At 47.5% G+C, this 26,902-nt stretch carries 20 protein-coding genes; 6 read left to right on the forward strand and 14 right to left on the reverse strand.

What is annotated here, in order from left to right:
• Positions 1 to 81: 81 nt before the first annotated feature.
• From NST99_RS25160 to NST99_RS25175, 4 genes are all read right to left on the reverse strand, one after another.
• Positions 82 to 1,704 carry an extracellular solute-binding protein gene (locus tag NST99_RS25160; protein WP_341095271.1) on the reverse strand — a complete coding sequence of 541 codons (1,623 nt, stop codon included), beginning with the start codon at positions 1,702 to 1,704 and terminating at the stop codon, positions 82 to 84.
• 102 nt (positions 1,705 to 1,806) lie between these two features.
• Positions 1,807 to 2,703, reverse strand: a complete 897-nt coding sequence (locus NST99_RS25165) for a carbohydrate ABC transporter permease (protein WP_341095273.1) — start codon at positions 2,701 to 2,703, stop codon at positions 1,807 to 1,809.
• A gap of 11 nt (positions 2,704 to 2,714) precedes the next feature.
• On the reverse strand, positions 2,715 to 3,629 hold the full coding sequence (locus NST99_RS25170) for an ABC transporter permease (RefSeq protein ID WP_341095276.1): 915 nt from the start codon (positions 3,627 to 3,629) through the stop codon (positions 2,715 to 2,717).
• 277 nt (positions 3,630 to 3,906) lie between these two features.
• A complete protein-coding gene (locus NST99_RS25175; RefSeq protein ID WP_341095278.1) occupies positions 3,907 to 4,755 on the reverse strand; it encodes an AraC family transcriptional regulator in 849 nt (282 codons plus the stop codon).
• 155 nt (positions 4,756 to 4,910) lie between these two features.
• Here NST99_RS25175 and NST99_RS25180 point away from each other — a divergent pair, with 155 nt between their 5' ends.
• Positions 4,911 to 5,852 (forward strand): MTP-1 family protein, encoded by a 942-nt coding sequence (locus tag NST99_RS25180; RefSeq protein WP_341095279.1) that lies wholly within the window; start codon positions 4,911 to 4,913, stop codon positions 5,850 to 5,852.
• Between the two features lie 307 nt (positions 5,853 to 6,159).
• Complete coding sequence (locus NST99_RS25185) at positions 6,160 to 7,239, forward strand: GntR family transcriptional regulator (RefSeq protein ID WP_341095280.1); 1,080 nt, start codon at positions 6,160 to 6,162, stop codon at positions 7,237 to 7,239.
• 215 nt (positions 7,240 to 7,454) lie between these two features.
• On the opposite strand, the gene NST99_RS25190 is transcribed toward NST99_RS25185, so the two are convergent.
• Entirely contained in the window at positions 7,455 to 7,739 is a 285-nt protein-coding gene (locus tag NST99_RS25190; protein ID WP_341095281.1) for an aldo/keto reductase, read from the reverse strand.
• A gap of 168 nt (positions 7,740 to 7,907) precedes the next feature.
• On the reverse strand, positions 7,908 to 8,492 hold the full coding sequence (locus tag NST99_RS25195) for a PadR family transcriptional regulator (protein ID WP_341095282.1): 585 nt from the start codon (positions 8,490 to 8,492) through the stop codon (positions 7,908 to 7,910).
• Positions 8,493 to 8,743: 251 nt separating this feature from the next.
• On the opposite strand from NST99_RS25195, the gene NST99_RS25200 reads away from it, so the two are divergent.
• The 4 genes from NST99_RS25200 (at position 8,744) to NST99_RS25215 (ending at position 11,004) form a co-directional block, all read left to right on the forward strand.
• Positions 8,744 to 9,214, forward strand: a complete 471-nt coding sequence (locus NST99_RS25200) for a tautomerase family protein (protein ID WP_341095283.1) — start codon at positions 8,744 to 8,746, stop codon at positions 9,212 to 9,214.
• Between the two features lie 190 nt (positions 9,215 to 9,404).
• A complete protein-coding gene (locus tag NST99_RS25205; RefSeq protein ID WP_341095285.1) occupies positions 9,405 to 9,617 on the forward strand; it encodes a hypothetical protein in 213 nt (70 codons plus the stop codon).
• Positions 9,614 to 10,060, forward strand: a complete 447-nt coding sequence (locus tag NST99_RS25210) for a hypothetical protein (RefSeq protein ID WP_341095287.1) — start codon at positions 9,614 to 9,616, stop codon at positions 10,058 to 10,060. Before NST99_RS25205 ends, NST99_RS25210 begins: the two co-directional genes overlap by 4 nt.
• 95 nt (positions 10,061 to 10,155) lie before the next feature.
• On the forward strand, positions 10,156 to 11,004 hold the full coding sequence (locus tag NST99_RS25215) for a patatin-like phospholipase family protein (protein WP_341095289.1): 849 nt from the start codon (positions 10,156 to 10,158) through the stop codon (positions 11,002 to 11,004).
• Between the two features lie 247 nt (positions 11,005 to 11,251).
• Here NST99_RS25215 and NST99_RS25220 read toward each other — a convergent pair whose 3' ends face one another.
• The 8 genes from NST99_RS25220 to NST99_RS25255 form a co-directional block, all read right to left on the reverse strand.
• Complete coding sequence (locus NST99_RS25220) at positions 11,252 to 14,500, reverse strand: glycoside hydrolase family 2 protein (protein ID WP_341095290.1); 3,249 nt, start codon at positions 14,498 to 14,500, stop codon at positions 11,252 to 11,254.
• 47 nt (positions 14,501 to 14,547) lie between these two features.
• The gene (locus NST99_RS25225; RefSeq protein WP_341095293.1) at positions 14,548 to 16,686 is read right to left on the reverse strand and encodes a glycosyl hydrolase 115 family protein; all 2,139 of its coding nucleotides are present in this window, start codon (positions 16,684 to 16,686) and stop codon (positions 14,548 to 14,550) included.
• Between the two features lie 41 nt (positions 16,687 to 16,727).
• Positions 16,728 to 19,514 carry a glycoside hydrolase family 2 TIM barrel-domain containing protein gene (locus NST99_RS25230; RefSeq protein WP_341095295.1) on the reverse strand — a complete coding sequence of 929 codons (2,787 nt, stop codon included), beginning with the start codon at positions 19,512 to 19,514 and terminating at the stop codon, positions 16,728 to 16,730.
• Positions 19,515 to 19,521: 7 nt separating this feature from the next.
• Complete coding sequence (locus tag NST99_RS25235; protein ID WP_341095297.1) at positions 19,522 to 20,370, reverse strand: carbohydrate ABC transporter permease; 849 nt, start codon at positions 20,368 to 20,370, stop codon at positions 19,522 to 19,524.
• Between the two features lie 5 nt (positions 20,371 to 20,375).
• The gene (locus NST99_RS25240) at positions 20,376 to 21,281 is read right to left on the reverse strand and encodes a carbohydrate ABC transporter permease (protein ID WP_341095300.1); all 906 of its coding nucleotides are present in this window, start codon (positions 21,279 to 21,281) and stop codon (positions 20,376 to 20,378) included.
• Positions 21,282 to 21,346: 65 nt separating this feature from the next.
• On the reverse strand, positions 21,347 to 22,690 hold the full coding sequence (locus NST99_RS25245) for an ABC transporter substrate-binding protein (RefSeq protein ID WP_341095302.1): 1,344 nt from the start codon (positions 22,688 to 22,690) through the stop codon (positions 21,347 to 21,349).
• A 158-nt stretch (positions 22,691 to 22,848) separates the two neighbouring features.
• Positions 22,849 to 24,408: a response regulator transcription factor gene (locus NST99_RS25250; RefSeq protein WP_341095303.1), complete on the reverse strand. Its 1,560-nt coding sequence runs from the start codon at positions 24,406 to 24,408 to the stop codon at positions 22,849 to 22,851.
• Complete coding sequence (locus tag NST99_RS25255) at positions 24,401 to 26,158, reverse strand: sensor histidine kinase (RefSeq protein ID WP_341095305.1); 1,758 nt, start codon at positions 26,156 to 26,158, stop codon at positions 24,401 to 24,403. Before NST99_RS25255 ends, NST99_RS25250 begins: the two co-directional genes overlap by 8 nt.
• Between the last annotated feature and the right edge of the window lie 744 nt (positions 26,159 to 26,902).

Below are 26,902 nucleotides of genomic sequence, written 5' to 3' on the forward strand. Positions count from 1 at the left end.
TATGGTTTCGTTATCTTACATCCTATCGCTTTGCGATTTATTGCCGCCCCGAAGCAATCAGCAACGGAGGGACAATCTCTATTAGTTTGCTGTTACTCTTTGCGCAGCATCGTTATAAATTTTCAGCGCTTCATCAATGGCGCCCATTTTTTGGACCTTATCAATGAATACCTGCCAATCATCAAAGCTGCTCTTGCCTGCCACGAATTTGGCCTGTTCTTCCGTAACAAACGTTTTAACCGGGTTCATAATCTCCGAGATCCGCTGGTTTTCATCGCCTGTGAGTTGAATCGAAGGTTCGCTCAGCCAGGAAGGAACATATTCGTTCTCAGGCATGGGTAAGCTCGTCAGGAATTGTGACTTCTCAATCGGCACCTCTTCATATTTGCCGTTAAATACGGTATAGTCTGTCGCGGCAAAATCTACAAAAGCTCTTGCGTCACTAACCATCTGCAGGCCAGGGTTATGATTCCGGCTTGCCCGCATGCCGTATTTATCGCCTTCCAGCCACGGATCCTTGGCATTTTTCAAAGAGTCCACAAAGGTCGGAATACCATTCTCCCCAATCGTATAGGTCGTACCCTCAATCCCCCAGGTGATGAGTCTGATCATTTCATCCGAATATTGATAATCGATGAATTTGATCAATTCTTCGGGGTTTTTCACTTTTGAACTTAGGCCGTAAGCTGCCCAGCCCAAATCAGGAGTATTGCCATTCACCACTTCCTGCCAGGCTTTCCCGTATTTCGGATTGTCAGGATACAGGGAAACTGCAAAAATCTTGCCATCATTGGCCGTTCTTGTGTACTCGGCCGGAGTGGTAAACCACTGCGTCAGCCACATGAGGTTGTCGCCATTCAGCGCTTTTCTTTTCAGCGTATCATCTGTATCAATCGTATACTCCGGATCTAACAGCTTATCGGCATACAGCTTATTTGCAAATTGGAGCGCATCTTTAAACCCTTCTTCCAGAACCCCATATACATATTTCTCGCCGTTCCAGAAGATTTCGTCCTTGATATGGTTCGCAGAGAACAGCGATCTCAGGCTGTTCCATTTGGTTGCGACAGGATATTTGTCGGGATAGAGTTTTTTAAGGCTTTTGGCAGCCTCATAAAATTCATCAAGTGTTTCCGGAATTTCGATATTATTCGCTTTGAACACGTCATAGCGGTAAGAGGACGTATTCTGAATGAGCATACCGCGATCCTCAGGGAACCTTGGAGTGGAAGTTTCCATAAAGGTATACATCTCGCCGTCAGCATTCGTCACCCGCTTCATTCCATTTTTCACCTTGCTAATGTAGTTCATATAATTCGGCATTAAATCTTTATATTGGGCTAATTCGAGAAGCTGGCCCTGACCGGCCATTTCGCTCGTATCATAAAATAACGGCGTCACGAAGAAGTCCGTCAGATCGTCGCTTGCAATCATGAGTTTGACCTTCTCGTCATACTCGGAAGACGGAATATAGTTATATTCAATTTCCACCTTTTTACCCATGTATGCTTCCATGCGTTTGTGCCATTCCTTGCCTACGAGACTATTCGGATTATCCACGCCATACGTAGGCAGAGTCACCGAAAAGCGCATCACTTCCTGATTCTCTCCATTGGCGGCAGAATTCTTAGAGTCATTCGAACATCCTGAAAAAATCATCAGCGCGGCCAACCCGAGGACAAGTATTTTCGCCAGCTTGTTCATTTCATTTCCCCCTAATTTGTACGATAAACCTGCTTTTTCAACTCTCATCATTAACAATGAGCCGTCCGGGCACCCACCTCTTTACACCGGCACATCCGCAGCTCAGCCTTTGACGGAGCCTACGAATAATCCCTTGGTGAAATGCTTCTGAAAGAAGGGATAAATGCACATAATCGGAAACATGGTAATAATAATGACACTCATTCGTACCGCCTTCGGATCAAGTGTTTCTCCCGGGGCATTGACAGCAACAGCACCGCCTCCTACCCGGCCTTGAATCGCAGTCGTATCCAAAGTGAACAGATAGTTTCTTAACACCATCTGCAAAGGGTACTTATCCTGATCCCGCAAGTAAATCAAAGCTTCGAACCAGCTGTTCCAGCTTCCGACCAGACCGAACAGAGCAAAGGTTGCAAAAAGCGCTTTCGACAACGGCAGTATGATTTTGAATAGGACCACTAAATCATTCGCCCCGTCGATATAAGCGGAGTCCTTCAGCTCAGACGGAATATTAAGAAAGAAGGTACGAAATAAAAATACGTTATAAGCGCTGATTGCGCCCGGGAGAATCATGACCCATACCGTGTCTAACAGGTTCAGACTGCGCATAAGCAGATAGGTCGGAATTAAACCGCCACCGAAAAACATCGTTATCATAAGGAAGAAGGTTAAAAATTTCTTACCCGCAAATCCAGGGATCGTGAGCGGATACGCCATCATTGCCGTAAAAAGCAGCATGATGCCCGTTGAGCCTGTCGCATAAATAATCGAGTTCAGATACCCTTTAAAAATGTATGGATCATGAAATACCGTCGTGTACGCTTCCAGATTAAATCCCTTAGGCCAAACCGTTACGCTCCCGGAAGAGATGTAACTTGCACCGCTTAGCGATGTCGCGACAATGTGCAGAATCGGATACAGCACAACAACCAGGATTAACAGCATGATCATAACGTTTATTGCATCGAAAGCTCTGGAACCTAAGCTAACCCTTTTCAACCTCTCACCACCTAGAACAAACTTGTCTCTGATACTTTCCGGCTAATCCAATTGGTCAAGTAAAGAATAATAAAGGAAATAAGCGACATGAACATTCCGATTGCTGTCGTGTACTCGTATTGCGCACCCAGTATACCTTGACGATAGACATAGGACCCGATGACATCCGCTACTTCGTAAGTCTCAGGTGAATAGAGCAGAATGATCTTCTGAAAATCACTTCCAAGAACTCCCCCTACAGCGAAAATCAGCAATATGATTGTGGTCGGCTTGAGCGAAGGCCATGTAATGTGCAAAACCTTCTTCCATCGCCCTGCGCCGTCTACTTCAGCCACATCATAAAGCGTTGGATCTATTCCGCTTAATGCGGCAAGGTAGATGATCGTGCCGAACCCGACGCCTTGCCATATACCGGAAGAGATGAAGATGGACCGGAAAAAATCCGACTCCAGAAGAAACATAACCGGTTCTCCGCCGAAAAAGGCGACAATATTGTTAAACAAGCCGTCCCTCGCCGTAAATTCCTTAAGCATCCCCGCAACAATGACGACCGAAATGAAGTGCGGGAAATAAGATACCGTCTGAACGATCTTCTTAAATCTTTTGTTCCGCAGTTCATTGAACAGCAGTGCCAATATAATCGGCGCCGGAAATGACCAGAATAAAGTATACAAACCGAGAAGCAATGTGTTCTTCAAAACCCTAAACGCCATGGGATCATTAAAAAAAGAAATAAAATACTTGAATCCCACCCACTCGCTTCCCCATATCCCCTTGGAAGCGTTAAAATCCTTGAAAGCGATTAAAATTCCGTACATCGGAAAATAGTGAAAAACCAGCAGTGTCAGGAAGCCGGGAAGCACCATAAGGTAGAGATAGCGGTGCCTGATCATTCTGGCTATGAACCTGTTATTACTTGTCTTCACAGAAACACCTCCTGACTGTCAACATGTTGTAGTCTGATAGGCTGGTACTAGGGCTCACAGATGCGTGAACTCCGCGACTCAGCCGGAATGCAAGCGCATTCAATTCACCTCCAGATTGGACCCTAACGTTCGCCGAAGCCGGGTTACTTCTGCTTTCCGTTTTATACAGAGTAGACCATCATGATGCCGAAAGTTATTATGCTAGGTAAAAAATAGCACATACTATTTACTGCGTCAATATATAAAATCCAAATACAAATTAGATTTATTTAGTATACTATTTATGAATATTTCCGAATTGGCGGTATCGATGGGGCGTCAGGTTGTGTCTCCGCTTAAACAAGTCATAGAAGTAGCTAACATTCTCAAGTCCGATTTCCAAACTGATATCCACGATTTCCATACCCGTGTTCAGCAGCAAATTCTCGGCGTAGGAAATTCTTAATTCATTGATATACTGGGTCGGAGACATCCCGAGATACTCTCTGAACATTCTGCACACGTAAGCATGCGATTTGCCCGACAGTTGGACAAGCGCGGCTGCTCCCCGCGTAAATTGTTCTTTCTGTTTCACCTCTCTGCATAGAGCCTTTAACCATTCCGGCTGTCCTGCCGGTTCGAACGGCTCCGCTTCAGCCTTGATGTAGCGGGAGAACAGATCGGTCAAGATGGCTCTTACCTCTGCTTTGATAGCCAGCTTCTTCTCCTGCGGGATCAGACTGAGCTGCTCCAGCCGATACCGCACATATTCCTTCTCCGTTTTGGACAACAAAGTCGACGGCGGCATGGCCGGCTCAAGAAGCCTTCCACTCGGGAATCCCTCTCCCAAGAAAGCAATCAGGTCATCCAGGACCTCCCGGTTGAACGACAAATTGATGAACTGGCAATCGCTATCTGTCGTCTGCTCATAGCAATGCACATCCCGGTCCCGTATAAACACGAGAGTATTTTCCTGCAACAACTGCCGGTTGCTGTTAATGACATGTACAACGCTTCCCTTCAGAATAAGAAACAATTCAAAAAAGTCATGACTATGCATGCCGATCGTATCGTGCACCGAAGCGATCAGCCGGTAATGGGCCTGAATCTCAGAATCAATGCCGTCCGCCGCGAGAAGCTTCAACATTGGCCATCTTCCTCCTTGTTCGTATATGTACATTGATAAAGACAAGTCTTACAATGTCAAACCACCATAATGCATTTAAAATTGGAGCAAGAATTGGGACATAGCTATCCATTAGGATAGAATTGTTATTGAAGCCTGAAAGGAGATTGCCACAAATGAACTTATTGCAACTGCGTCAGCAATTTGAAGCAAACAAACGCATTTATGAAAGCGCCAAGCTTGTTTTCCACGGAGTCGAAGACTTCGATGTCTACAACCCTACGATCCCGTTTGAATGGAACGGCAAGCGCTACATTTATGGTCGCCTGGAAAAACGCCATGAGTGGGCAAGGTCTTGGGTCCGCCTGTTCGAGCAGAGTGGTCCGGATGAGTGGACTGCCGTTCCGGACACAATGATTTATCAGCTTGAAGACCCTTACATTAGCATAATCCACAAACAGCTCATATTAGGCGGTACTCATGTCCGTTACAAGCAGGGACAGCTTGATACTTTCTACGGTTACTTCTACAAAGGCCATGATATTCATGATCTCTTCTACTTCACGACCGGTCCGGATTATATGAAAGACATTCGGCTTGTAGAGCTTCAGGATGGCAGGATCGGTGTCTTCTCACGACCACGCGGAGAAGAAGTACGCAAGGAATTCGGAAGTGAATCTTTAGTTGGATTCACAATCATCAACAGCCTCGACGACCTGTCTCCGGAGGTTATTGAGAACGCCCCCAATATCAGAGGCCTGTTCCATGAGGATGAGTGGGGGGGCTGCAACCAGGCCTACTTGCTTGAGAGCGGGAAGATCGGCGTCATTGGCCATATCTGTTATGCTCAAGGAGATACATCGACCTATATGAACATGGCCTTCGTATTGGACCCGCAGACGAATCAGTTCTCAGAGTTGAAAATCATCGGCACGCGTCCTTGTTATCCCGAGGGTCCCGCCAAGAAACCGCATCTAACGGACTGCACATTCACCGCCGGCATCGAAATGCGTCCCGATGGCAAGGTCAATCTGTACAGTGGCATCGGCGATTGCGAAGTTGGTCGTATTGTCATCGACTACCCGTTCGGGAAGGAAGGCACTCTTGTTACTATCTAAATGAAATACTCAAGCGTCGGGCTGCTGGATTTGCCAGCAGCTCTTTTTGTTGTCCGTTGACGGCGTAGCGGACTGCAGTAAAGCTATTATGTTAAGTTAATGAAAGAGCATACTTTATTTGACCCCATAGTAATACAGACCTGCACAAAATTCAAATATTTTATGTTATTAAGCCCCATTATTACTTAATTTTCGAGAATCTCCTGCTTATTTGATAATAATCCATCTAAAACACACTCTAAGTACGTATACTTTTTAAAACGATATACGCTATAATTGAGGAAATGTCGATATGAGGTGAACTTACTTGAGCAAGAAGGATTTGACTCTGACAAAGTACCAGATGGTGAAAGACTATGTCTTATCCCAGATTGAGAATCAGGAATTTACAGAGGAAGACCGGATTCCTAGCGAGTCGGAATTTTCCAAGCTGCTGGATGTCAGCACTATCACTGTGCGCAAAGCTCTGTCAGAGCTGGTGAACGAGGGCGTGATCTACCGTATCAGAGGTAAGGGGAGCTTCGTCGCCAGTCAAGCGGCCGTCCCGGAAAAGACCTCGAATCTGGTGGCTTTCGTCATTTCTGGCGTCGAACTGTACGATAGTTCGTATATGCAGATCATGAGGGGCATCCAGTCCTTTCTGGGCAAACATGGCTGCAAGCTGATCATTGAATTCGTGGAAAATGACTTCGAACAGGAGTGCGAGCTCGTTCTGGGGCTGATTCAAACGGAACTAAGAGGATTACTCATCTATTCCTCTGATCCCGAAGCTGCAAAGGGCTATCTCGGGGAAATTCGAAAAAAAGCGATCCCATTCGTTATGCTTGACCGTTCGCCTTCCGGCTATCCTGTCAACGTCGTCACATGTAATAACCACGACGGTGCTTATGAAGCAGTAGAATACTTGATACAGCAAGGTCATCGACGAATCGGATTTGCGGCTTACGACTATCATCTGAGTCCGGAGATTGACAGATATAACGGTTACCGCAATGCCATGTTGAATGCGTCCATTCCAATCTCCGAGTCTCTCTTGTTCCTGGATAAGGAAATGGACCACTCTGTGCTTGCACACCTGATACAAAGCGGGGAGCTGACTGCACTTTTCTGCGCGAACGATAAGCGGGCCCTTGAGGTCATAGAACGGCTGACCGCAATTGATATCCGTATCCCTGAACAAGTATCCCTAATCGGCTTTGACGATTTCGAGAGCTCCAAGTTCGCTAAGGTCGCCTTGAGCACAGTGAAGCAATATTTCGACGTCCTTGGCTATGAGAGTGCCAAGCTGCTGTTCGAAATTACCGAAGGCTCATCTTACGGCAATAAGAAAGTCATGTTGCCTACAAGCTTGGTCATACGTGAGACAACTAAGCGATTTCAGGGTTAATGCAATACAAATATAGCAGACCGCCATCGATCAGTTGAACGCATGCCGAGGCCAGATGATGGCCGATAAAGCCGATATTTCTGAAAACTGTACGCCTCCCCCCTTCTACGCTAACCCCCTGAGCAACAGCAACTGTCAAGTCTGATGCTGCCCATCCCCTACTTATTATTAGAGAATCAAGTAGGGGGTGCCCCAGTCAACAGCTACACAAAAATTTATAATCTTTTTGATGCACACGAGAGTGAGTTTTTCACAGCCTGAGGACGGCAGTCAATTCCCGAATAGGAGCCATCCGGTGAGATCATCATGCCAAATTTCACACTGAGGATGGCATCTTCGTGCTTTCTTCCTTTCAAAGCTTCAGCAACCAAAAGTTCATTGTCTCCCGAACTATAAAAGTCACCTGTATCTAGAAGCGTAACTCCTGCATCCAGTGCCGCGTGAATCGTGTAAATACTTTCTGTGCGATCCGCCTCTATTTTGCATGATATTTTTTCCAATAGTTAGACTCTCAACTTTCTCAGATCATTGCGGCTTTTGCACCAGAGATAACAAAAAGGCCGGCTACACTCTTATCAGAGTGAAAACCGGTCGTTGTGTAATCAAAACCTGGAGTGTTGCAAATTCCTCTTTTTTTGTTGGCAGTACCCGTAACTGGTCAAGAACGGCTACCCCTTATCCACGCTCCGGTCACTTTGAGTCTCCAACTCATTAATACTCTCATCACACCAACGTATAAGGCTACTGAATTGTCTTTTACCATAATTATTGGTAATTATCCAGTACTTAATATTCGGGTCATCCGGCTCTTGCTTCAGAAGCCATTCCTCAAGCCCCAAAAAGATCTGTAATGCTTCCTCCAGCTTTTTTTTATGATCCAAAATATGCCCGATAATAATGTCAGTTGAAGTATTACTACCGAAAAATACCTTTAGCAGTAATTCGTTCTTCTTTAGCATCACCATGTGCTCCATTGGCTGGGAGAGCCAATTTTTCAAGAGCTGCTTTCCCTGTTCCGTAATGCTGTATATTTTTTTATCAGGCTTCCCATTCTGGCGCTGTACACGGACTGACACATCCTTATTTTTCAAAAGCTCGGCCAGGCCCGGATAAATCTGGCCGTAATTTTCTTTCCAAAAATACTGGGTACTTTGTTCCATATGTTGTTTAATATCGTAGCCGGTGTGTGGACCTATTGAAAGAATGCCCAGTATCGCAAGCATCGTATTCTCTTTTGCGGATAGTGAAGCCATTGTTGTATTACCTCCTATGGAAATGCTGCCAGAATCAAACGATTAACCCTGAACGGAACTGGCAAGTTAATTATAAAGCATTTCAACATAATGCACACTGATTATTTTATATATTATTATAATATATATTTTTATAATAATTAGTATTGACAAGGGATTCTTCACCGTTTAGATTATAGGTATGAGTAGAACTCTCATTTAGAACCACACTACTTTCTTGGGTATCACCTATAAAAAAGGAGCGAATTATTATGACTATGATTGCAGTTAACTATCCTGAAGGCCGTATTTCCTTAGAGCAACGCCGCATTCTTGCCGAAACACTGACAGATGCAGTGCTGGTTCCAGAGGTTGGACAGTTTTGCCCGCCAGCACGTGAAGGTTTCCAGGTTCGATTCTCCGAGTTCTCCACCGGGCATATGGGTATTGGAGGAAAATTAATAGTGGATACACCAGAAAAGGATATCATCCTTATAAACATTCTGGTCATGGATGGAGATTGGAGAAATGAGGTCCGGAAAGAAGTTATTCAGAATATACTATCCAGTTTGGCCCAAGCACTTGATGTGAAGGAGCCGTCTCCAGGCTGGTGGGTATCCTTCCAAGTGATTGATGAAGGAAGCTGGGGTTCCCGTGGTGGAGTATTATCCATACTGGATCTGTTGGATTCAGGTGTCTTTACCAAAGAAAAAGCCGAGTCCATCCGTCAAAATTTTTCGTAATCTGAGTCTCAAAGAAATCGGAATAATCCGCGGAATCGATACTTTTCCAAGCCGTTATTTGGCAATGGATTACGAACGGCGTCAGTCAAGTGATGATCTGACGCTTTTTTAGTTTACCCACCTTTATCAAGGGTTTGGTTGGAGATATGAGCTGCGAATATTATATTTATTATAAGGAGAGATAGTTAATATGGACCAAAAGAAAGGGAATATTTTAAGCTTTGTACTTTTAGGCATTTTGATAATTCTGGAATTTTGCTCAGTACTTATGATGTGGATGGGAGAAGACTATTTAGGTGGCTCAATCCATGCTATTCTAGCTGTCATTTTCTTATTCCTTGGAATGAGAACTATTCGAAATGCAAAAAAAGCACTTGCTGAAGAGAGGGTGGACTACCGATGAATAAAAAGTTATCTAAAGAAAGTATTTATCCTTTACTTTTTATAAACTTATTAATGTTAATCATGATTGCAATACACGATTACGATCATATGCGTCAAGCAATGAATTGGGGGTATAAATTCACCTTACCGCTGTTATTAGTGAATTTTATCGTGTATGTTCCAAACTGGTTATCTTTATTATTAGTATCCAAAGGCAAATTTTTTGGACTAATTACTACAGCAATTAGTGGACCACTTATCGCAATCTCCTTTTTAAAAATTCATCTATTAGGTTCTTGGATTCCTGTTTGGGGACCATGGAATGATTCATTTTTTGTGTTAGGTGCAGATAAGATTAGTTGGACTATTCTTGTTTTGACTGCTGTCGTAGGTGTCTTAGTAGGGATGTATGCGATTTACTTTTTAGGAAAAGAAATTGAAAAAGGAAAAAGGCAAAGTTAATTGTGAACATGGAAAAATACACTTAAGAGCTGACCCAACAAATAATTGATAAAGGAACAATTTATTAGTTAAGTGACAAAAGGGGGATTTTGATAATGAAAATAGGTCTAGTTTTAGAAGGAGGGGGCACTAGGGGAGTATTTAGTGCGGGAGTATTGGATTATTTTATGGAAATAAATTTATACTTCCCATATGTAATTGGGGTTTCTGCTGGGTCAGGAGTAGGTGCGAGTTATGTATCTAGACAGCCAAAACGGATTAAAAACTCTATGATTGACTCCTTAAGAGAAACGAAGTATGTCAGTCTAAAAAATTATTTTAAGACCGGAGATTTATTTGATATGGATATGATCTATGATTATTTTCCGAGGGAACTATATCCTTTTGATTTTAATACGTTTTTTTCTTCCAAGCAAAAATGTATTACTGTTGCAACGAATTGTGAAAATGGACAGGCGGTTTACTTAGAAGAAAAAGAAGATAAAGAACGATTTATGAGGTTCTGTAGAGCATCTAGTAGTATGCCTCTGGTGAGCAAAATTGTACATATCGATGGAATACCTCTATTAGATGGTAGTGTTTCTGACTCAATTCCGATTCAACGAGCAATAAAGGATGGATGTAAAAAAAACGTTATCATTCTTACACAGAATAAAGGATACTTAAAAAAGTCAGATAAACCATTTAATCTAGTGGCAAAATTTTTTTACAGACAATACCCTAAATTCTATCAAGCTTTAGTTAGTAGAGCATATGAATATAATCGGATTTTAACTTATATAGAACAATTAGAAGCAGAGGGAAAAGTATTTGTATTACGGCCAGAAGTGAAAGTCGTCAAAAGAACGGAAAATGATCCAGACGTATTGACAGAATTCTATCAACATGGCTTTAACGTAGCACAGAGAAATTACCCAGCCTTAGAAAAATACTTGAAAGATTAATGTGTCTATTTGTATTAAAGTAATGACCTTCAGGAAACCTTGCCTGAGGATGGAAATGTGCTGAAACTCTCTTCAAGAAACGGAAAACTGAAGACTTACGAGTTCTAACTTTCTTGTGAGTAAATTCGAATGAAAGCAATCGAGCTCTAAACCTATCCCTCACGGAACATATCGTGCGATACGCAGCTGTCGGCGCATCGCACGTTTATTATACTTTCTCGATTGCTGCGAAAGAAGACTTTACATGTCACAAGCACTGTATCTTCCCAAGCATAGTATAAATACGGCGGGTATAACCTGATGAGACAGCAATAGGAGGCTTGGTATAATTCCCCCACGACAGCTCCGGATAATTGATTTCACTGTTGATTAAGAACCTCGTATCACCGATTTCACTCCCGTCCATCACCAAAAAATGATCAATGTTTACGTAGCTGTTGTTAGAACCTTCCGCCCTTTCGCCTGTCACTTCAATCCGCAGGATATGCTTGCCGTGGGGCAAATCCTGAATGGAGTACACCAGCTGACGGAAATACTTCTTGTAGCCCCGAGCATGCTTGCCGGCCCGGCTCACACCCAGATCAACACAGACATCCTTCAATTCGCCGTCAATATATACCCTGGCTGTTCCACAAATCCGGTCCAGACTGGAGTACCAGGCTATTCCTGTTCCGGTAAAGGTATATTCACAGCTATCTCCTGCCGTTTTGGACCACATCTCTGTGCCTCCGAGACTGCGGTATTTGGTGTCCTGTGTTAACCAGCTGCCCTTGTAGTCAATATCAGGATTCCGGTCAGATATGAGATGATCCGGCTTAAAGCCCACCTCCATCCGTATGGAATCACTTCCGTCAGACAGAGCGGTGAAGGCCGCGCCGTCCTTCTCCATAGCGGCATAGGCAATAGACGGCTTCATACCCGCAAAATCACGGGTTCCCCGGCGGCCGATATCATATTTGCCGAACAGGGAGGCATCCTTCTCATCCATCTGCCAGCCCCAATCAGGCGGGGAATCCGCCTTGTTCACGCCCTGAGGGTTGAACCTCGGAGTTCTCCCTGTAAGACGGGCCAAATGCCAGTCCGGATATACATTCCACAGGCCCGTTCTTTTCCATGACAAGTTATGCAAATCGCCGGATACCGTAAAGGCAATACCAACTTCGTGATAGCCGCCCGAATGGGAAGTAATACTTGCACCAATCGCAATTTCTCTGGGACTTGGATAAGGCATATCCGTAATCGTATACGACGTTTCCATAAGTCCGTCCGCGTCCACTGACATTACAAAGCGCACCTTCACTTCACCATAACAGCCGTCCAATGTAATCTGGGCATTGCCGTCAGCCATTCCGGCCTCCAGGGTATCCAGCTTCCATGAAGCCAAGTCCAATCCGGTCAAATTCAGAAACGGACCTCCGGTGAGTATAAGGCGGTTCCGGTAATATCCTTCGCTGATCAATCCGGATTCGGCCGAGAAGACCAGAGAAAATTCCTTGCCGCTGATGATTACACTGCCTTCTTCTCTGGTAATGACAGGCTCACCTCCGGTGAGACAGGGCAACTGCAGGGGTGTGGCATTTAATGTATACACCGCTTCCTCTACCTGATATCCGAAAGGATCGGTAAAGGTCAGCTCCAGCGTCGCCCCTGACCGGTAACGGGCAGGAAGACTCAGCAAGCCTTCACCCCGCGGAGGAACGTCAGGACCCTGTATTTCTCCCGACATACCGTCAAGGCTCCAGGTAATGCACAGCTCACTCAAGCAGGTATGATTGAAGCGGTTGTGGATAGTCAGAGCTATGCTTCCGTCCTGATCCCTGGGTTCGCCTGACAGACGTACCGGCGAATATCCTTTGCGGGTATGCCAATATTCCGGCTTCAAGCGCCGCCAGCCATCAATGATCCCCCATGGATAAGTATACGAAGCCTGATCCTGCAATCTAATATCGTCGATGCCAGCCCAAATCGCGCATCCTAAGGCCCCTTTGGTCATCCATACCTTGTCCCAGAATCTGCAGAGGGTCTCCCCCCAGAAATCCCGGACTCCTGGATCGTGCTGAAGCTCACTGCGGTTATAACATGGAATATGGGTCGATTCATCATGAAGCACAGGCCGTGCTGCCGGCTCATGGCGGCTCCGGTGGAAGCAATCCGTCAAATCAGCGAGGTCACTGTCCCCTCTCTCGTAATGCACACTCCAGATATCTGCCGGGATGTCATTCTCCATTTGTGTAAGCGGATAACTAAAGATGGTCAGTCGTCCGGGGTCCTCCTTATGGGCATAATCGTTCATCAATGCCAGATTCTCCCCCCAATAACTCTCATTGGCCAAAGACCAGATAATTACACTCGGATGAGAACGATCCCGCTCTATCATTTCCGTGAACTGCCCCATAAAACATGCTGTAAATTCGGGATCACTCTGGGTATGCCAAGTGCCGTATCCCAGGAAAGAGACTGCAATCTCATCCTCCACGTACATCCCGTATTGATCGCATAGGTCCAAAAAATATGGGCTGGGCGGATAATGGCTCGTTCGGATAAAGTTAATATTGGCTTCCTTGAACAGACGCACATCCTCTTCCATCAGCTCGCGGGTTAGAGACCTGCCCGTAATAGGGTGAATGTCGTGACGGTTGATTCCGCGGAGCTTGAGCAGCTGGCCGTTGACAAATACTTCATCGCCTCTCTGTTCGATCTGCCTGAATCCGATTGTTTTGACGGCAGTTTCTACACAGCTGCCGTCTACAATCAGTGAAGCTGTAATGGTGTAGAGATGCGGATGCTCACTGTCCCATTTCAGCGGAGCAAGGATGGTGTATGCACCTATCAAGTCACATTTGGCATTCCCTGCAAGCGGTGCAAGCTGCATCACCTCCCCGGAGGGTGAGGTCAGTTTCATCGCCACGGTCCCGCCTCCTCCAGCAATCATAGCGGAGACGGTAAGGGTTGCATCTGTATAGCTTCCGTCAAACACAGTATCGGCATGCAGGCGGGCAAGATAAGTCTGAGGCACGGTGTAGAGAGCCACCTCACGGATCAGCCCTCCCCGATGAAACGGATTCACCTCCGACGGCTTATCGGTAATCCCTACCACCAGCCGGTGCGCCTGGCCGGGGACGATATAGTCGGTAATGTCACAATCCCAGCTGACAAAACCTCCATAATGATCGCAGATAAAAAACCCATCAATGAACACGCGCGCATAACAGTTAGCTCCGTCAAAACGCAGAAAAACTCTGTTCTGCTCCCATTCTGCAGGAATGTGCAGCTCACGTGCGTATGCGTATTCACTCTCCCCCGCATCAATCTGCAGGGGAACAGTAGTATCTGACCAACCGGAAAGGTCTGCGGCTGGATCAAAAAAGTCTTCCGGAGGGGACATATTTAATTTCCAGTCTCCTCCGCAAAGGCTTACCAGGGAATTTTCCGTGTTACTTATCCGCTGGGGCAGAGGGTTAAGGCAGGGCCGGAGCCAATTGATTTCTTTATTCATGCTGCGTCGCTCCTGACATTCAAATTGAACATTTAGCCCCCGCCGCTTCATTCATTTCCTTCTCCAAAAAAATGATCTCTCAAACGCAAGGACAGATCATCGTCTGACAGCGGCTTACGGTGTGTATTCTCCAGATAGATATACTTCTCCGTTTCCGGCATCAGATAAGCTTTATACCACAGGAAGAAATCCGGGCTGTCACCGTGCATCCGCAGATAACGTCTTAATGTCTCCACATTGTTGATCGTACTCTCTATATTGGTCAGCCAGTCGGCCCTGTAGAACCGCTCCCATTTGCCGTGCTCGGACGCGCGCAGAACATCAAGCCCGCGCCGGTAGCTCCAGACTGATTGCGAAGCATGGACAAATGCCTGCGGGTACTGTTCCTTACGGTATGCATCATAAGAACGGCACAGCCAGTAAAAGCCTTCACACCCTGACAGATGGATCGCTCCATGAAAGCGTAAATGATCCTGAGCTCTTTGTCTGTCTTCTGTACCAAGCCTTGAAATAATTTCATCACATCGGTCAAGCCATGCGCTCCAGGTCTCTATACCAGATGCCAGTTTCTCCTCGAACCTGCGTACCTGCTCCGGAAACGGTGCATCTCCCACTGCCCACTGCAGCTGCGCAAGCGGCTGCCCGCCTTTCCCGGTCAGCCAGTGCCCGATGATTTTGCGTGCCGGGTGATGATAATATTCGTCGCCTGCCCGGTCGTCGTCGTGCGGTCCGTACGCAATGGCTGCATCGGAATAACTCTGAACCAGCGCCGCCAAATCAGCGTGAAAGCTCGAATAGTAACTGCCGATGAAATCCCGTAAATGCCCGCTGACATCAATGCTGCCGGTGTTCCACAGCTCCCGGATCACATCGAGCATATAGACATGCGGCCGGACATTGCCACAGTTAAGCAGCACATATTCGTGCGCTCCGGTATTGAACGCTTCTTCCACTTCCTGTTTCAGAAGGGCGGCAGGCCCGGGGAACATCGTCAAATGATTGGAAGCCTGCAAATCATGAAACGTGACATGGTAATAAATCCCGTGCTTCCCTTGATCGCTGGCCGCTGGCAGAGAAGGTACCCGCTGATTGAGATTGCCGTGTCTGCGCGACACCATTTTTCCATATCCGTTGTCGGCCCATACCTTGATTACATCATCCGGCAATTCAATATGGCCGCTTTTGTACAACTCGGCAATTTCCCCATACAAAGCGACGCTGCATATCGGATTTCGGACAACGCTTCTGATCATGTCATACTGCTTACGAACCACCTGCGCAATCATCGCACCGCGTTTCAGAGGGGTATCGAAAGACGGGTCCTGCTCCCAGAACGGCTGATCCCCTTGTCCTCTGAAGGACAGTACCCAGACGACATTCTTATCCTTCTGCTGCTCAATCGCTTCCGCCCATAATGCTTCAAACAGCTCCGGATGCTTCTGATAGCTGGCTTGTTTGCCCGGATACGCCCGCAGGAACATTTCGGCCCCGAGCGGCTCAGCATGATGATGCGTCAACCACAGGCCCATTTCAGCAGCAATCTCATAGTGATCACCATGCCGTGGCAGATCTGTGCCCGGAATGACCATATTGCCTCCGCAGCGCAGCAGCGCTTCAAATACCGGCTCCCACACCTCCCGCGCAGGAGGATAAGGCTCCTTCCAGCCGATCAGGCAGACCTCATCGTTAACAAACCACCCCCGGAAGCGTACCTTAGAAGGCGTTGAGTGGTACGCCTCACATGGAATCTCAACTGCTTCCCGCCGTGCAACCGGCTGGTCTGCCCAGAACCAGAAGGGCGAGATGCCGAGAAATTTGCGGCTGAATTCCAGGATGCCATAGACGATCCCCAGATCATCATAGCCTACAATGTCCATCCGCCCTCTACTTCCATCTGATTCGAAGAGAAACGCATAGGCTTCCGGAAGCTGAATTTCCTCATCCAGAGCTGTAGCATACCGAATATAAAGATCTGCCTGCTCATTAGTTCCACCATTCAATAGAGGCTTCTCGCCCAGGACCGTCTCCAGATCGCGGTCCAGCATCCGCAGCGCATGCTGGACCGGCCGGGTTGGCTCCATTTCCAGGTGAATCTGCAGTTGTCCCTTGAAACGCAGTACATTTGCAGAAGCATTCATCGTATGGTCTTGGAGCCGGTGATACGGAACATCCCCGTTCGTCTTCATAACCCTGATCTCCTTCAGTCTAGTTTAGATCGGAATAACCGTTATCCATAATTATCCGCGTTCGGATTGCCCGCAACCACGGACATTTCCTTGGCGGCAAACAAACTTTCTGTGAAGTCCTCCGTCCATTCTGCCCCGGGAGTGAACCGGTCTGAAGAGCAATAGTTCAGCAATGAGTGCAGCAGCTGTCTGGCTTCCGGCCGGTCCATCTGGCTCCACAGGTCGATGGAACAGACCAGCAGCTTTCCGCCAGACACCTTCGCTTCAAACACAATCCCCAGCTTATGCTGTCTGGCCACGTTGTCGATGACCTGAACGATAGGCCGGTAATCCGCCGCCGAATCGTCAAGCACTATGGCCCGGTAGTGCCTCATAAGATGCCACCACTGCCACTGCGCATGCGCAGCTGTCGGAAATGCCTCCAGCGCAGGATGGTCCCTATCACAATACAGGCCTAATGTTCCGGGAGGACCGTACTTTTTGAACATCGGAAAGCACCAGAAGTCGGGGATGAATGTCCCTTCGGGACCGCTCCCGAATGAGCCCTGAGCCGGAGGAATAAGCAGCACAGTCCTGCCGCTACGCAGCTCGCGCCGCGTGTTCTCATCGAAAGCATCCGCAACTACAACCGATGCTGGAATTGAAATATCCAATAAATCAGGATAGATCCATAACGAATATTCATTGTTATACGCTGTTCCTTCAATACTGAGCTGAAGCGTCCATTTCTCTGCCTTGGAAATGGCAGGAATGCGGAATTCACACTCCCCGGCAGACCACAGCCCGCCTTGGGGAATAGCGTCTGCTGTAAGCCGCCCTTCTCCGATCTGTCCGCCATCAGCGCCTGTGATAGACCAGATTACTGCAGCATCCGTAAGCGGCTCCGGTCCGTAATTAGCGATTTCCGCCTGCCAGAGAATGCTCTCGCCTTCCGTCCACACATACCGGTGCAGCCGGGCTAAAGGCACCACTTCACTGCAAAACCGCCGCCACTCTTCAGGAGTAATAATTCCCTTGGGTTCCATGAAGGCGTCCAGCATACCTACAAACGCTCCCCCCTGACCAGGGAAATCCTGCAAATCGAGCAGCTGAAACCCAGCCATCCCTGGTGTACGTAGGGCTGCCTCAATCTCCTCACGGTAGCATAAAGCGGCGAGGCGGCCGGAGGCGGCATGCAGATTGTCTGCCTGTTCAAGCAACCCTGAAGAAACACTCAGGCTCCGGAATCGTATCAGATGTTCCGGCTTTAGCACTCCCTGGTATTTGTCAATCTCCCGGAAGTCAGGATACACCTGGTATTGCCCGACCTCATGTCCGATTACCGGGAGCGAAACCCCGCGGATTTCCTCGCGGTAATCCTTACGGCCGGAGGGCGGGCTGTTGTTGATGAAGCCGCGTGTCGGATGGGGCGTTGCCCCGCGGACATGTTTCCCTCCATATCCGGCCTTCTTCACATTCCAGCTCCCTTCAGTCCAGAAGGTGGTCCAGTAATCCGAGTTGCCGGGCAACCCCGCATGGAGGAAGAAATTATTGGAGCCGATCGCATACAGCTTGCCCGGGTCCCAGCTGCGGGCCTTTTCTACTAGCGCCTCCATCCGTTCCATCGACCCTGCCAGCTCATTGCCCCAGGCAAACATGACAAATGACGGGTGGTTGCCGTACGCTTCTATAATCCGGAACGTCTCTTCCGAGAAGTACTGCCATTCTTCATCATTTTGAAATGCTGTTCCGGGGTCCCAGAACGGGAGCTCCGGCTGCAGATACATGCCGCTCTGATCAGCTGCTTCAAAGGCCGCCCGCGGCGGGCACCAGGAATGAAACCGGTAATGGTTAATACCGTAAGCCTTCGCTGTCCGGAATACTTCCAACCAGGATTCCTTCTCCATAGGGGCGTATCCCGTTAACGGGAACACACAGGCGTCATGCTTGCCTCTGAGAAACGTAGTTCTGCCGTTCACTTCAAATTGGGTTCCCGCTACGCCAAACGTGCGAATGCCAAGAGGCACCGTTAACTCATCTGCTGTAGCCTGCTCCCGGTATGTCCCCTCCAGAACAGCATGTACTGTATACTGCACCGGATTGAATTCGTCCCAGTATTCCAATGCATCACTTGCAGGAATGATAAACGGAATTTCCCTATCGCAAGAACCCGCTTCCAGCCGGAAAGGAATTTCTCCGCCGACATAAAGCTTGCTGCCTGCGGAATCCAGGATGCTAAGGGATAACCGCCCTTCAGCAGTGCCATCTGCGGGCTTGCTGATGACGGCTTTGCCTCGAACCTCCCCTCCCCTTTGAGGATACAAGCGGATCTGCCCGATCCGCAGCGGTTCTACGGCGGTAAGCTCGATATCGCCGAGGATACCGTTCCAGTTCGTCTGTGTATGATCCGTTGCCATATGCGAATTACGGATGCTTTTCCAGCTCATAATTCCTGAGGCATTATCCACAACAACAGAGAGGACATGCTGCCCCGGATCGAGATAGCCGGTTACATTATACAGCTGTGGTGTTGACAGTGTGTTGCAGCTGCCTGCCTGTATCCCGTCGATCCAAAGCTCCGTTCCCCGTGTCCGCTCCATTCCGAAGAAGAGCACTTTGTCCCGCCATTCCTCTGGAATCATCACCCGGCGTTCGTAACGGGCACGCCCTTCATACGCATGCTTACGGGTCAGATGCTCGGAGGAAGCGCTCGGTACAGGCCCCAGCCCATGTTCGTCAAGCGTTCCTGGTAATGTGATTTCCCTGGATATCGTCTTTCCCGGTTCATTCCAGTCTTCCAGCGTGGCGCTCCAGCTGCCGTTCAAACCTATTATTTGCCTGCTATTCATCATCCACTCATCCTTTCAATCCCGTCGTGCTGATCCCTTCTACGATATAACGCTGGAATACAAAGAAGATAAGGATAGGCGGAATGAGCGATAGTGTAGCCATCGCAAACATGGCTGACCAATCCGTACCGGAGCTCGGATCTGCGAACAGACGGAGTGCAACGCTGATCGTATACAGCTGTGGTCTGCCTAAATAAATCAGCGCGCCGAAGAAATTGTCCCAGGACCAATAAAATTCGAAAATGGCGGTTGTCACCAAAGCTGGCTTAATCAGCGGCAGAATGACCCGTGAGAAGATGCCGAACCGGCTGCAGCCGTCGATTTTGGCCGCTTCATCCAGCTCATAAGGAATGGTGCGGATGAACTGCAAGAGCAGGAAGATAAAGAAGGCAGACCCGAAAAATGCCGGGACAATCAAGGGCAGGAACGTATTGACCCAGCCCATCTTATGAAAAATAATATACTGTGGAATCTGCACAATCTGTCCCGGCAGCAGCAGAGTCAGCATCACGGTTCCGAACCAGAAGCCCTTCAGTTTAAACGGTATTCTGGCAAATCCGTAAGCAATCAACGAGCAGGAGACAAGGGTTCCCACTACCACTGAACATACTATAATGATAGTATTTTTGAAAAATGTCCCGAACGTGATTCCCGCAAATCCCTGCCATCCGTTTGTATAATTACTAAAGTCCCAGCTTCTAGGGATCAGCGATTGCGCACTCACAAAAACTTGGGAGCTCTCCTTAAACGAGCTGGCGACCATCCAGACCAGCGGGTACAGCGAGACGATCCCGATGATAAGACACACTAGCTGGATCGTCAGCTTACCCACACTAAACTTTGAATTTTGTATCATAATGACTATCCTTTCGACTCGTAATGTACCCATGAGGACGACGATTTAAAGACAAGCGCGGTCAGAACCGCAACAATTACCAGCAAGAAGCAGGACAGCGCCGCAGCATACCCCATATCCAGGAATTCAAAGCCCTGCCGGTACACATAGAGCTGGTAGAACAAGGTCCGGTCCAGCGGTCCGCCTGACGTAATGATAAGTCCCTGGGTAAACGTCATAAATCCGCCAATGATTTGCATTACAAGATTGAACAGGATGACCGGAGTCAGCAAAGGAAGCGTAATTTTCACAAACCTGTGGAACGCATTCGCACCGTCAACAACCGCCGCTTCATAATAGGAATCCGGAATGTTCTTCAGCCCGGCAAGAAAAATAATCATCGGGGAACCGAACTGCCAAATGGCCATCAGGATGAGCGTCCACAGTGCTGTATCGGGATTGGCAATCCATGATGTGTTCGGGCTGGTGCCGGTTAAAGCTCCAATGATTCCGTTGACAGCCCCATTAAGACCAAACAGTTGTCCCCACATTACCGCTACCGCTACACTGCCTCCAATAATGGAAGGTACATAGAATGCTGTCCGATACAGTCCCACGAACTTAATCTTCATGTTCAGCAGCATTGCAATGAACAAGGCGAAAACAAGGCGCAGCGGGATCGCTGTCAGAACATAGAAGAACGTGACTTTAAGACTGGTTACGAATTTCTCGTCTACGGTGAACATGCGGATAAAATTATCCAGCCCGATCCATTTGGGTGTTGATATGAGGTCGTAATTCGTAAAGGAAAAATAGAATAACGCCACGAACGGAATGGCCGTAAACGCGATAAAGCCAATAATCCAAGGTAAAATAAACAGATAGCCGGCTCCGTTCTCATAACCGCCTGCTTTTGCGACTTTTTGTGCCATTATTTTCACCACACCTATCTACGGCCGGCTGCTTAATCGTAATCAAGAGCCGGCCGCTTTGTTTGTCACTGCTTATGCTTGGCCACTATAGCTGCTGCATCCTTCTGCAGCTTCTCATATGCATCCTGGATCGAAATCTGATCGTACATAATCTGCTGTTCCAGATCAATCATGAGCGTATCAATTTCCGTAGCCCCGGCCGGAGCTGGCGGGTCGAGCGGGCCGCTATGCTCAGCTACGATTTCCATATAATCGGCTACATCCTTCATTTCAGGTTCGAACTGTTCCATCAAGGCAGCGCGTACGGTACTTGAAATCGGCATCCCTCGGTTCGCATTCAGCACTTTGTTCGCTTCAACATCATTAATGAAGTAACTGATAAACTTTGCCGCTGTTTCTTTGTTGGCGGAATTTGCAGCGATGGAGAAATGCAGACCTGGCCGCACATCCATCGCCTTCTCAGAATTCGGTCCAGGCATAAGAATCATCTTAAGCGGCCGTGCTGCCGCTTTTGCAATTCCGGGATACTGGTTTGTATAGCCAACCATCACAGCAGATTGGCCCTTCACGAGGAACGATTCCTCCGGATTTTTTACTGACATGGAGGCGTCCATCTTCGGAATAAGGCCTTCCTTGGCCCATTCCTGACGGTAAGTAAAGAAATCAGTGTATAATTTCTCATCAAAACCGATTCCTGTATCCTCAGCATTTACGGTCTGATCGAACTGGCGGGCATAATAAGGCAAAGTGAAGGCGATGTTGAACAGGTCGTCTGCCCCATATGCACCGGTGGTCTCCTTCAGCTTTTTCAAATCTTCATACAGTGCTTCCCAGTTTGCGTAACCGTTTTCAGGAACGGTAAGGCCTGCTTTTTCATAAGCGGCAGGGTCAACGATCATGACTCTGGCGTTGACACCAAGAGGAATCCCGTACATTTTGCCGTCCGAGCCTTTACCGCCGGACAGCGTGCTCTCCCCAATCTCCGAAACATCAATCAGACCTTTCTCGATATAACCGTCCAATGGCTCAACCAACCCTTTATCAACAAACTGATTCGCATCGCTGGCGCCTACATAAAACTGAAAAACATCAGGCATATTGTTGGAAGCAGCGAGCAAGGTGAGCTTTTGGTAATACCCGTCGAATCCCTGATATTCCGGCGTGAAGGTTACTCCAGGATTGGCTTTGGAGTAGAGGTCGAGAACCTCGGACGTTAAATTATGCCGATCCTGATTTCCCCACCAGATCACACGGAGATTGCCTCCTGCTTCCTGCGTTCCGCTGCTGCCGGTTTCTTGTGCAGGTTGTGTCGTTCCGCTTGGCTCAGCCGAGTTGCCCCCTGAACATCCGGCAAGAGCAAGGATACAGGTCATTGCCAGGATCATCGTCATGGAAAAGCGTCTCTTCATTAGTTAGCGCCCCTCTAATTGTTGTTTTGGTGAACGTATTTGTGTTGTCCGGGCCCGGATAGGTACAAACCGTCTCTATATTTAAAATACATCTCTTTGCTAATCTCCAACATGGAAAAAACAGAGGTTTTTCTTGAAATAAATCGAGCTTTTGCAGATCACCGTTCCTGTGCCTCCCTGCTGCGCATATACTCTGTTGGCGTCATGCCGGCGTATCTCTTGAACAATTTGGAGAAATATTGGGCATCCTCAGGATACCCCATCATCACGGCAATATCGTAAATTCTCAGATCCTTGTCCTGCTCCATCAGCCTTTTGGCCGACTCCATCCGCAGCTGAACCAAATAATTGGAGAATTTGCTGCCCATTTTTTTGGTGAACATTTTCCCCAGATAATCTACATTCACATACAACAGCTCGTTTCCGATCCACTTTAACGATAAATCAGGATTGCCCAGATTATTTTCTACAATCCGAAGCACCGAGTCGATTAGATCATTCTGCCGTTTGGCCGCCCAGCCTGAATTCCGTGCAGCCAGCTCCAATGCCGTTTTCTCCAGCAGTTGAAAAGCTCCGCGAAGGGAAGCCATATTGTACAGCTTCGGAATATCGGCCACATATTCGTCCAGTCCCCCATCACTTTGGCGGATCACGGTCAGGAACAGATCCAGGCATAATTTTCTGGCTGCAGCCGCATCAAACAAGCCGTTCTCCAGCCATCTGCCCGCTTCAGTAATGGTTTCCCTCACCTCTGCGGGATTGCCTGTACGAACTGCCAGCGCCAGCCGATCCGATACATTTGCCGTGTCCACGGGAAGCTCCCGTTCGGCATCCAGCACATCCTGCGGAGTAACGATATATCCTTCTTGAAAGGATATGCCGAAGCTCAGACAGCGCCTCACCGTTTCGTACATCGACCGGATGGTGGTGAATCCCCCTTCATTGCTGATGGCAACAAATATTTCAAACTTATAGTACGCTTTGTAAATCCGCTGAACCTGCTTGACCTTCTCTGACAGCCGTTCGAAATCAACCGCCTTTACAAGCAGCAGAACCTGGTCCCGCACCACTGTCGTTAAATAGGCTCCCTCATCTTTGAACACTTCTTCGGCAATGTTTCTAAGCGCAAATTTGTGAATATACTCCGTTTCTTCATGGAGCGTAAATAACACCAGCTTGAACATTTGCTGCTCAATCATGAACAGGTCCATAAAATAGTCACAATCCTGCTTATTGTACATTCCGGTGAGCACAATATCCCGTAACAGCTGCTCTTTTACGTGAGGCAGCACTTTCTTGAAATCATTCTGCAGCCGTTCCACAAAATGCGCATGCTCCGCCCGCCCTTTCAGTTCAGCGGCTACTTTATGAAGCACTTCCAGAATCTTCGTCTCATTGGACGGCTTCAGCAGATAATGCTTCACTCCCTGAGCCATTGCCTCGCTCGTATAGTCATATTCGCCGTAACCGGACAAGACTATATACTCAGTATGCGGCGACTCCTCCTTAAGCTGCCTGATTAATGACAGTCCGTCCATCATAGGCATGCGAATATCCGTAATCACAATGTCGGCAGGCTCACTGCGGAACCGCTCCAAGGCCTCTACCCCGTTGTATGCGGGCTCAAGCAGCTGAAACCCGTTCTTCTCCCATGGGATCAGGCTGGAGATTCCCTGCACCACCAGTTCCTCATCATCGACAAGCAGTACTTTATACATATGTGTTTCCTCCTCTTGGTATCGTGATCCGGACACTGGTTCCTTTGCTAATCTCACTTTCAATCCCGATGCCATAACCCTCTCCAAAAGCAAGCTGCAGTCTCTCGTGGATGTTCCGCAGCCCGATCCCTGTTCCTTTCGCTTCATAATCCAGACTTCTAAGGCTCTCCAGATAAATTTTGTCCACGCCGGGACCATCATCACTAACCACAAACACAAGCTCTTCCCCGTTTCCAGTGGTTTCGGAGTGAATCGTAATATGGCATACCCCAGCCATCTGGTCTACGGCATGATACACCGCATTCTCCACGATCGGCTGCAGCGCAAACTTAGGGATTTGGCTGTCGAGCGCATCGCTTGGTATATCCACTCTGAAATCGATCCGCTTGCCATAGCGCACCTTCTGGATATACATATAGCTGTTAATCAGCTCAATTTCCTCGCGTACGGTCACCATGGTCCGTTTGTTATCCATGGCCCCGCGGAGCAGCTGGCTCAAGGATTCCACCATCGTTGAGATAACCTCATCGCTGCGCATGCGGGCCATCCAATTGATCGAATTGAGCGTATTGTAGAGAAAATGTGGGTTAATCTGAGCCTGCAGCGCCCTGTATTCCGTATCTTTAATCACGATTTGCTTCTTGTAATTCTCATCAATCAGCTGCTCGATATTTCGGATCATGCTGTTAAATCTTTTGTGCAGATAGCCTATCTCGTCCATTTGGGAGGCCGCGCGGATATCCAGCAGGGAAGCGCTGAAATTGCCTTTTTCCGCGCTGCGCATCTGCCTGGCCAGCTGATTAATCGGCCGGGTGAACCTCTTGGCGAATAAATAGCTGATGGAGCAGGCGATTACAACTAACAATGCGGCAATGAGCCAAATCGTGTTGCGCAGTGCTTTTTTCTCCTGAAACACATCATCGTAGGGAATAAGGCTGATATATTTCCACCCCGTCGCCTGAGACTGCTTGTACGCGAGAAAATAAGATTTTCCGGCGATTTGCTGAACAAAAGAACCGTAATTGCCTGTCAGTGCAATGGCTCCCGCATCAAAGCTTTGGATGCTTTCTGCCGCAGGCCGGTACAACACAACCGAGTCGGAAATAACGAATAACTCTGTCGCTGTACTTGATGCAGGCCGGAAATGGCGCTCCACCAGCTTTTGGAAATCAATCTGAAAAATCAGTGTTCCCAGCGGCTCCAGAATCGGTTCGTAAATAGAACGGACTTCTCTTGCCAGAGTCAGTCCTTCATCTTTATTCTCCGGTTCGATCCAGACTCCTGAGCCTTCACGTTCGTGTGCAGTACGGACAATCCCGGCAATTTGTTCCTCCTGATTGGTCACTCTGTTCTGCCCGACAAAAAATTCGTATCCGCTCGTATTCAGGAACCGGATGGAGGCAATACTCTCTTCCGAAAACATATACTGCATGATCTTATTCTTGAAATCTGTCGTTCTGACCGAACGCTCGTACGAGGAAATCCCTCCTTGTATGCTGATCAGCTGCTCCTGAATTCTGGAGTCAAGCGCCATATTCATTGACAGCTTCTCGATATTACCGATCTCATTTTCAATGCCGGAGACCGACAGATTCATGGCGCGGGAAGCCTGCTCGTACAGCATCTCATCATAGGTTTTAAAAGAAATTGTTGTGACCACCAGAAATCCGGTGCACACGAGCGAGATAAGCAGCAGCATAAAAAACACCAGCCGGTGAAAGATTTTCATTCGTTTGATTATGCCAAGCATGGGAATATCTCCTTTGCAGTCGTCTTTTGAAATAGCGCTTTCATAAAATTACAGCTGTCCGCCTCGAATTGATTACTAAGTATGAAAACCGCTACGTACTTTGTCAAGATTGATCTTATTAACTCAAATAACGACTCATCCGTAGATATGTCAATTTGTATTGATATAATGGAATTAAAGGATGGTTTGATAAAAAACGTTATCATTCTTACATAAAACAAAGGATATTTAAAAAAGTCAGGTAACCTGACCAGGAGACGATCTATCGTTTGTTGACCCATTCCTTTCATAAGGATTGACTAAATACTCCCCCTTTTACTCAAACGTAACGGAGCAAGGTAAGGGGGAGTACTATTTAGCATATCATCTATGGGGATGGATATTCATGCCAGACTACTCCAGAGATTGGTTCTCCCCCTCAGCAATGACACCAGACAGATTACTGATCTCATAGTGAGTAGAAATAACATCTTTATACCAATAGAACGGGTCGATTTGCCATCCCAACGTTATTTCTACATCATTGGGTTTGCATGTATTTGGATAAGTCGTTAACTTAGTAATCATACAACCGATTTGACTTCCAGGAATTTTTTCATGGCATAATTTGTAGCTAAGGATGAGGCAATTGAATTGATGATGAAGAGCTTAATAAATAATCTCTTCCTCTTTCCCTTTAACGAACTCCCCATAATATACTTTATAATTTTAAATTTGTTCGATTATTTCATCAGCGACTTTTAT

This window comes from Paenibacillus sp. FSL L8-0470 (assembly GCF_038008625.1).
GTDB lineage: Bacteria > Bacillota > Bacilli > Paenibacillales > Paenibacillaceae > Paenibacillus_AQ.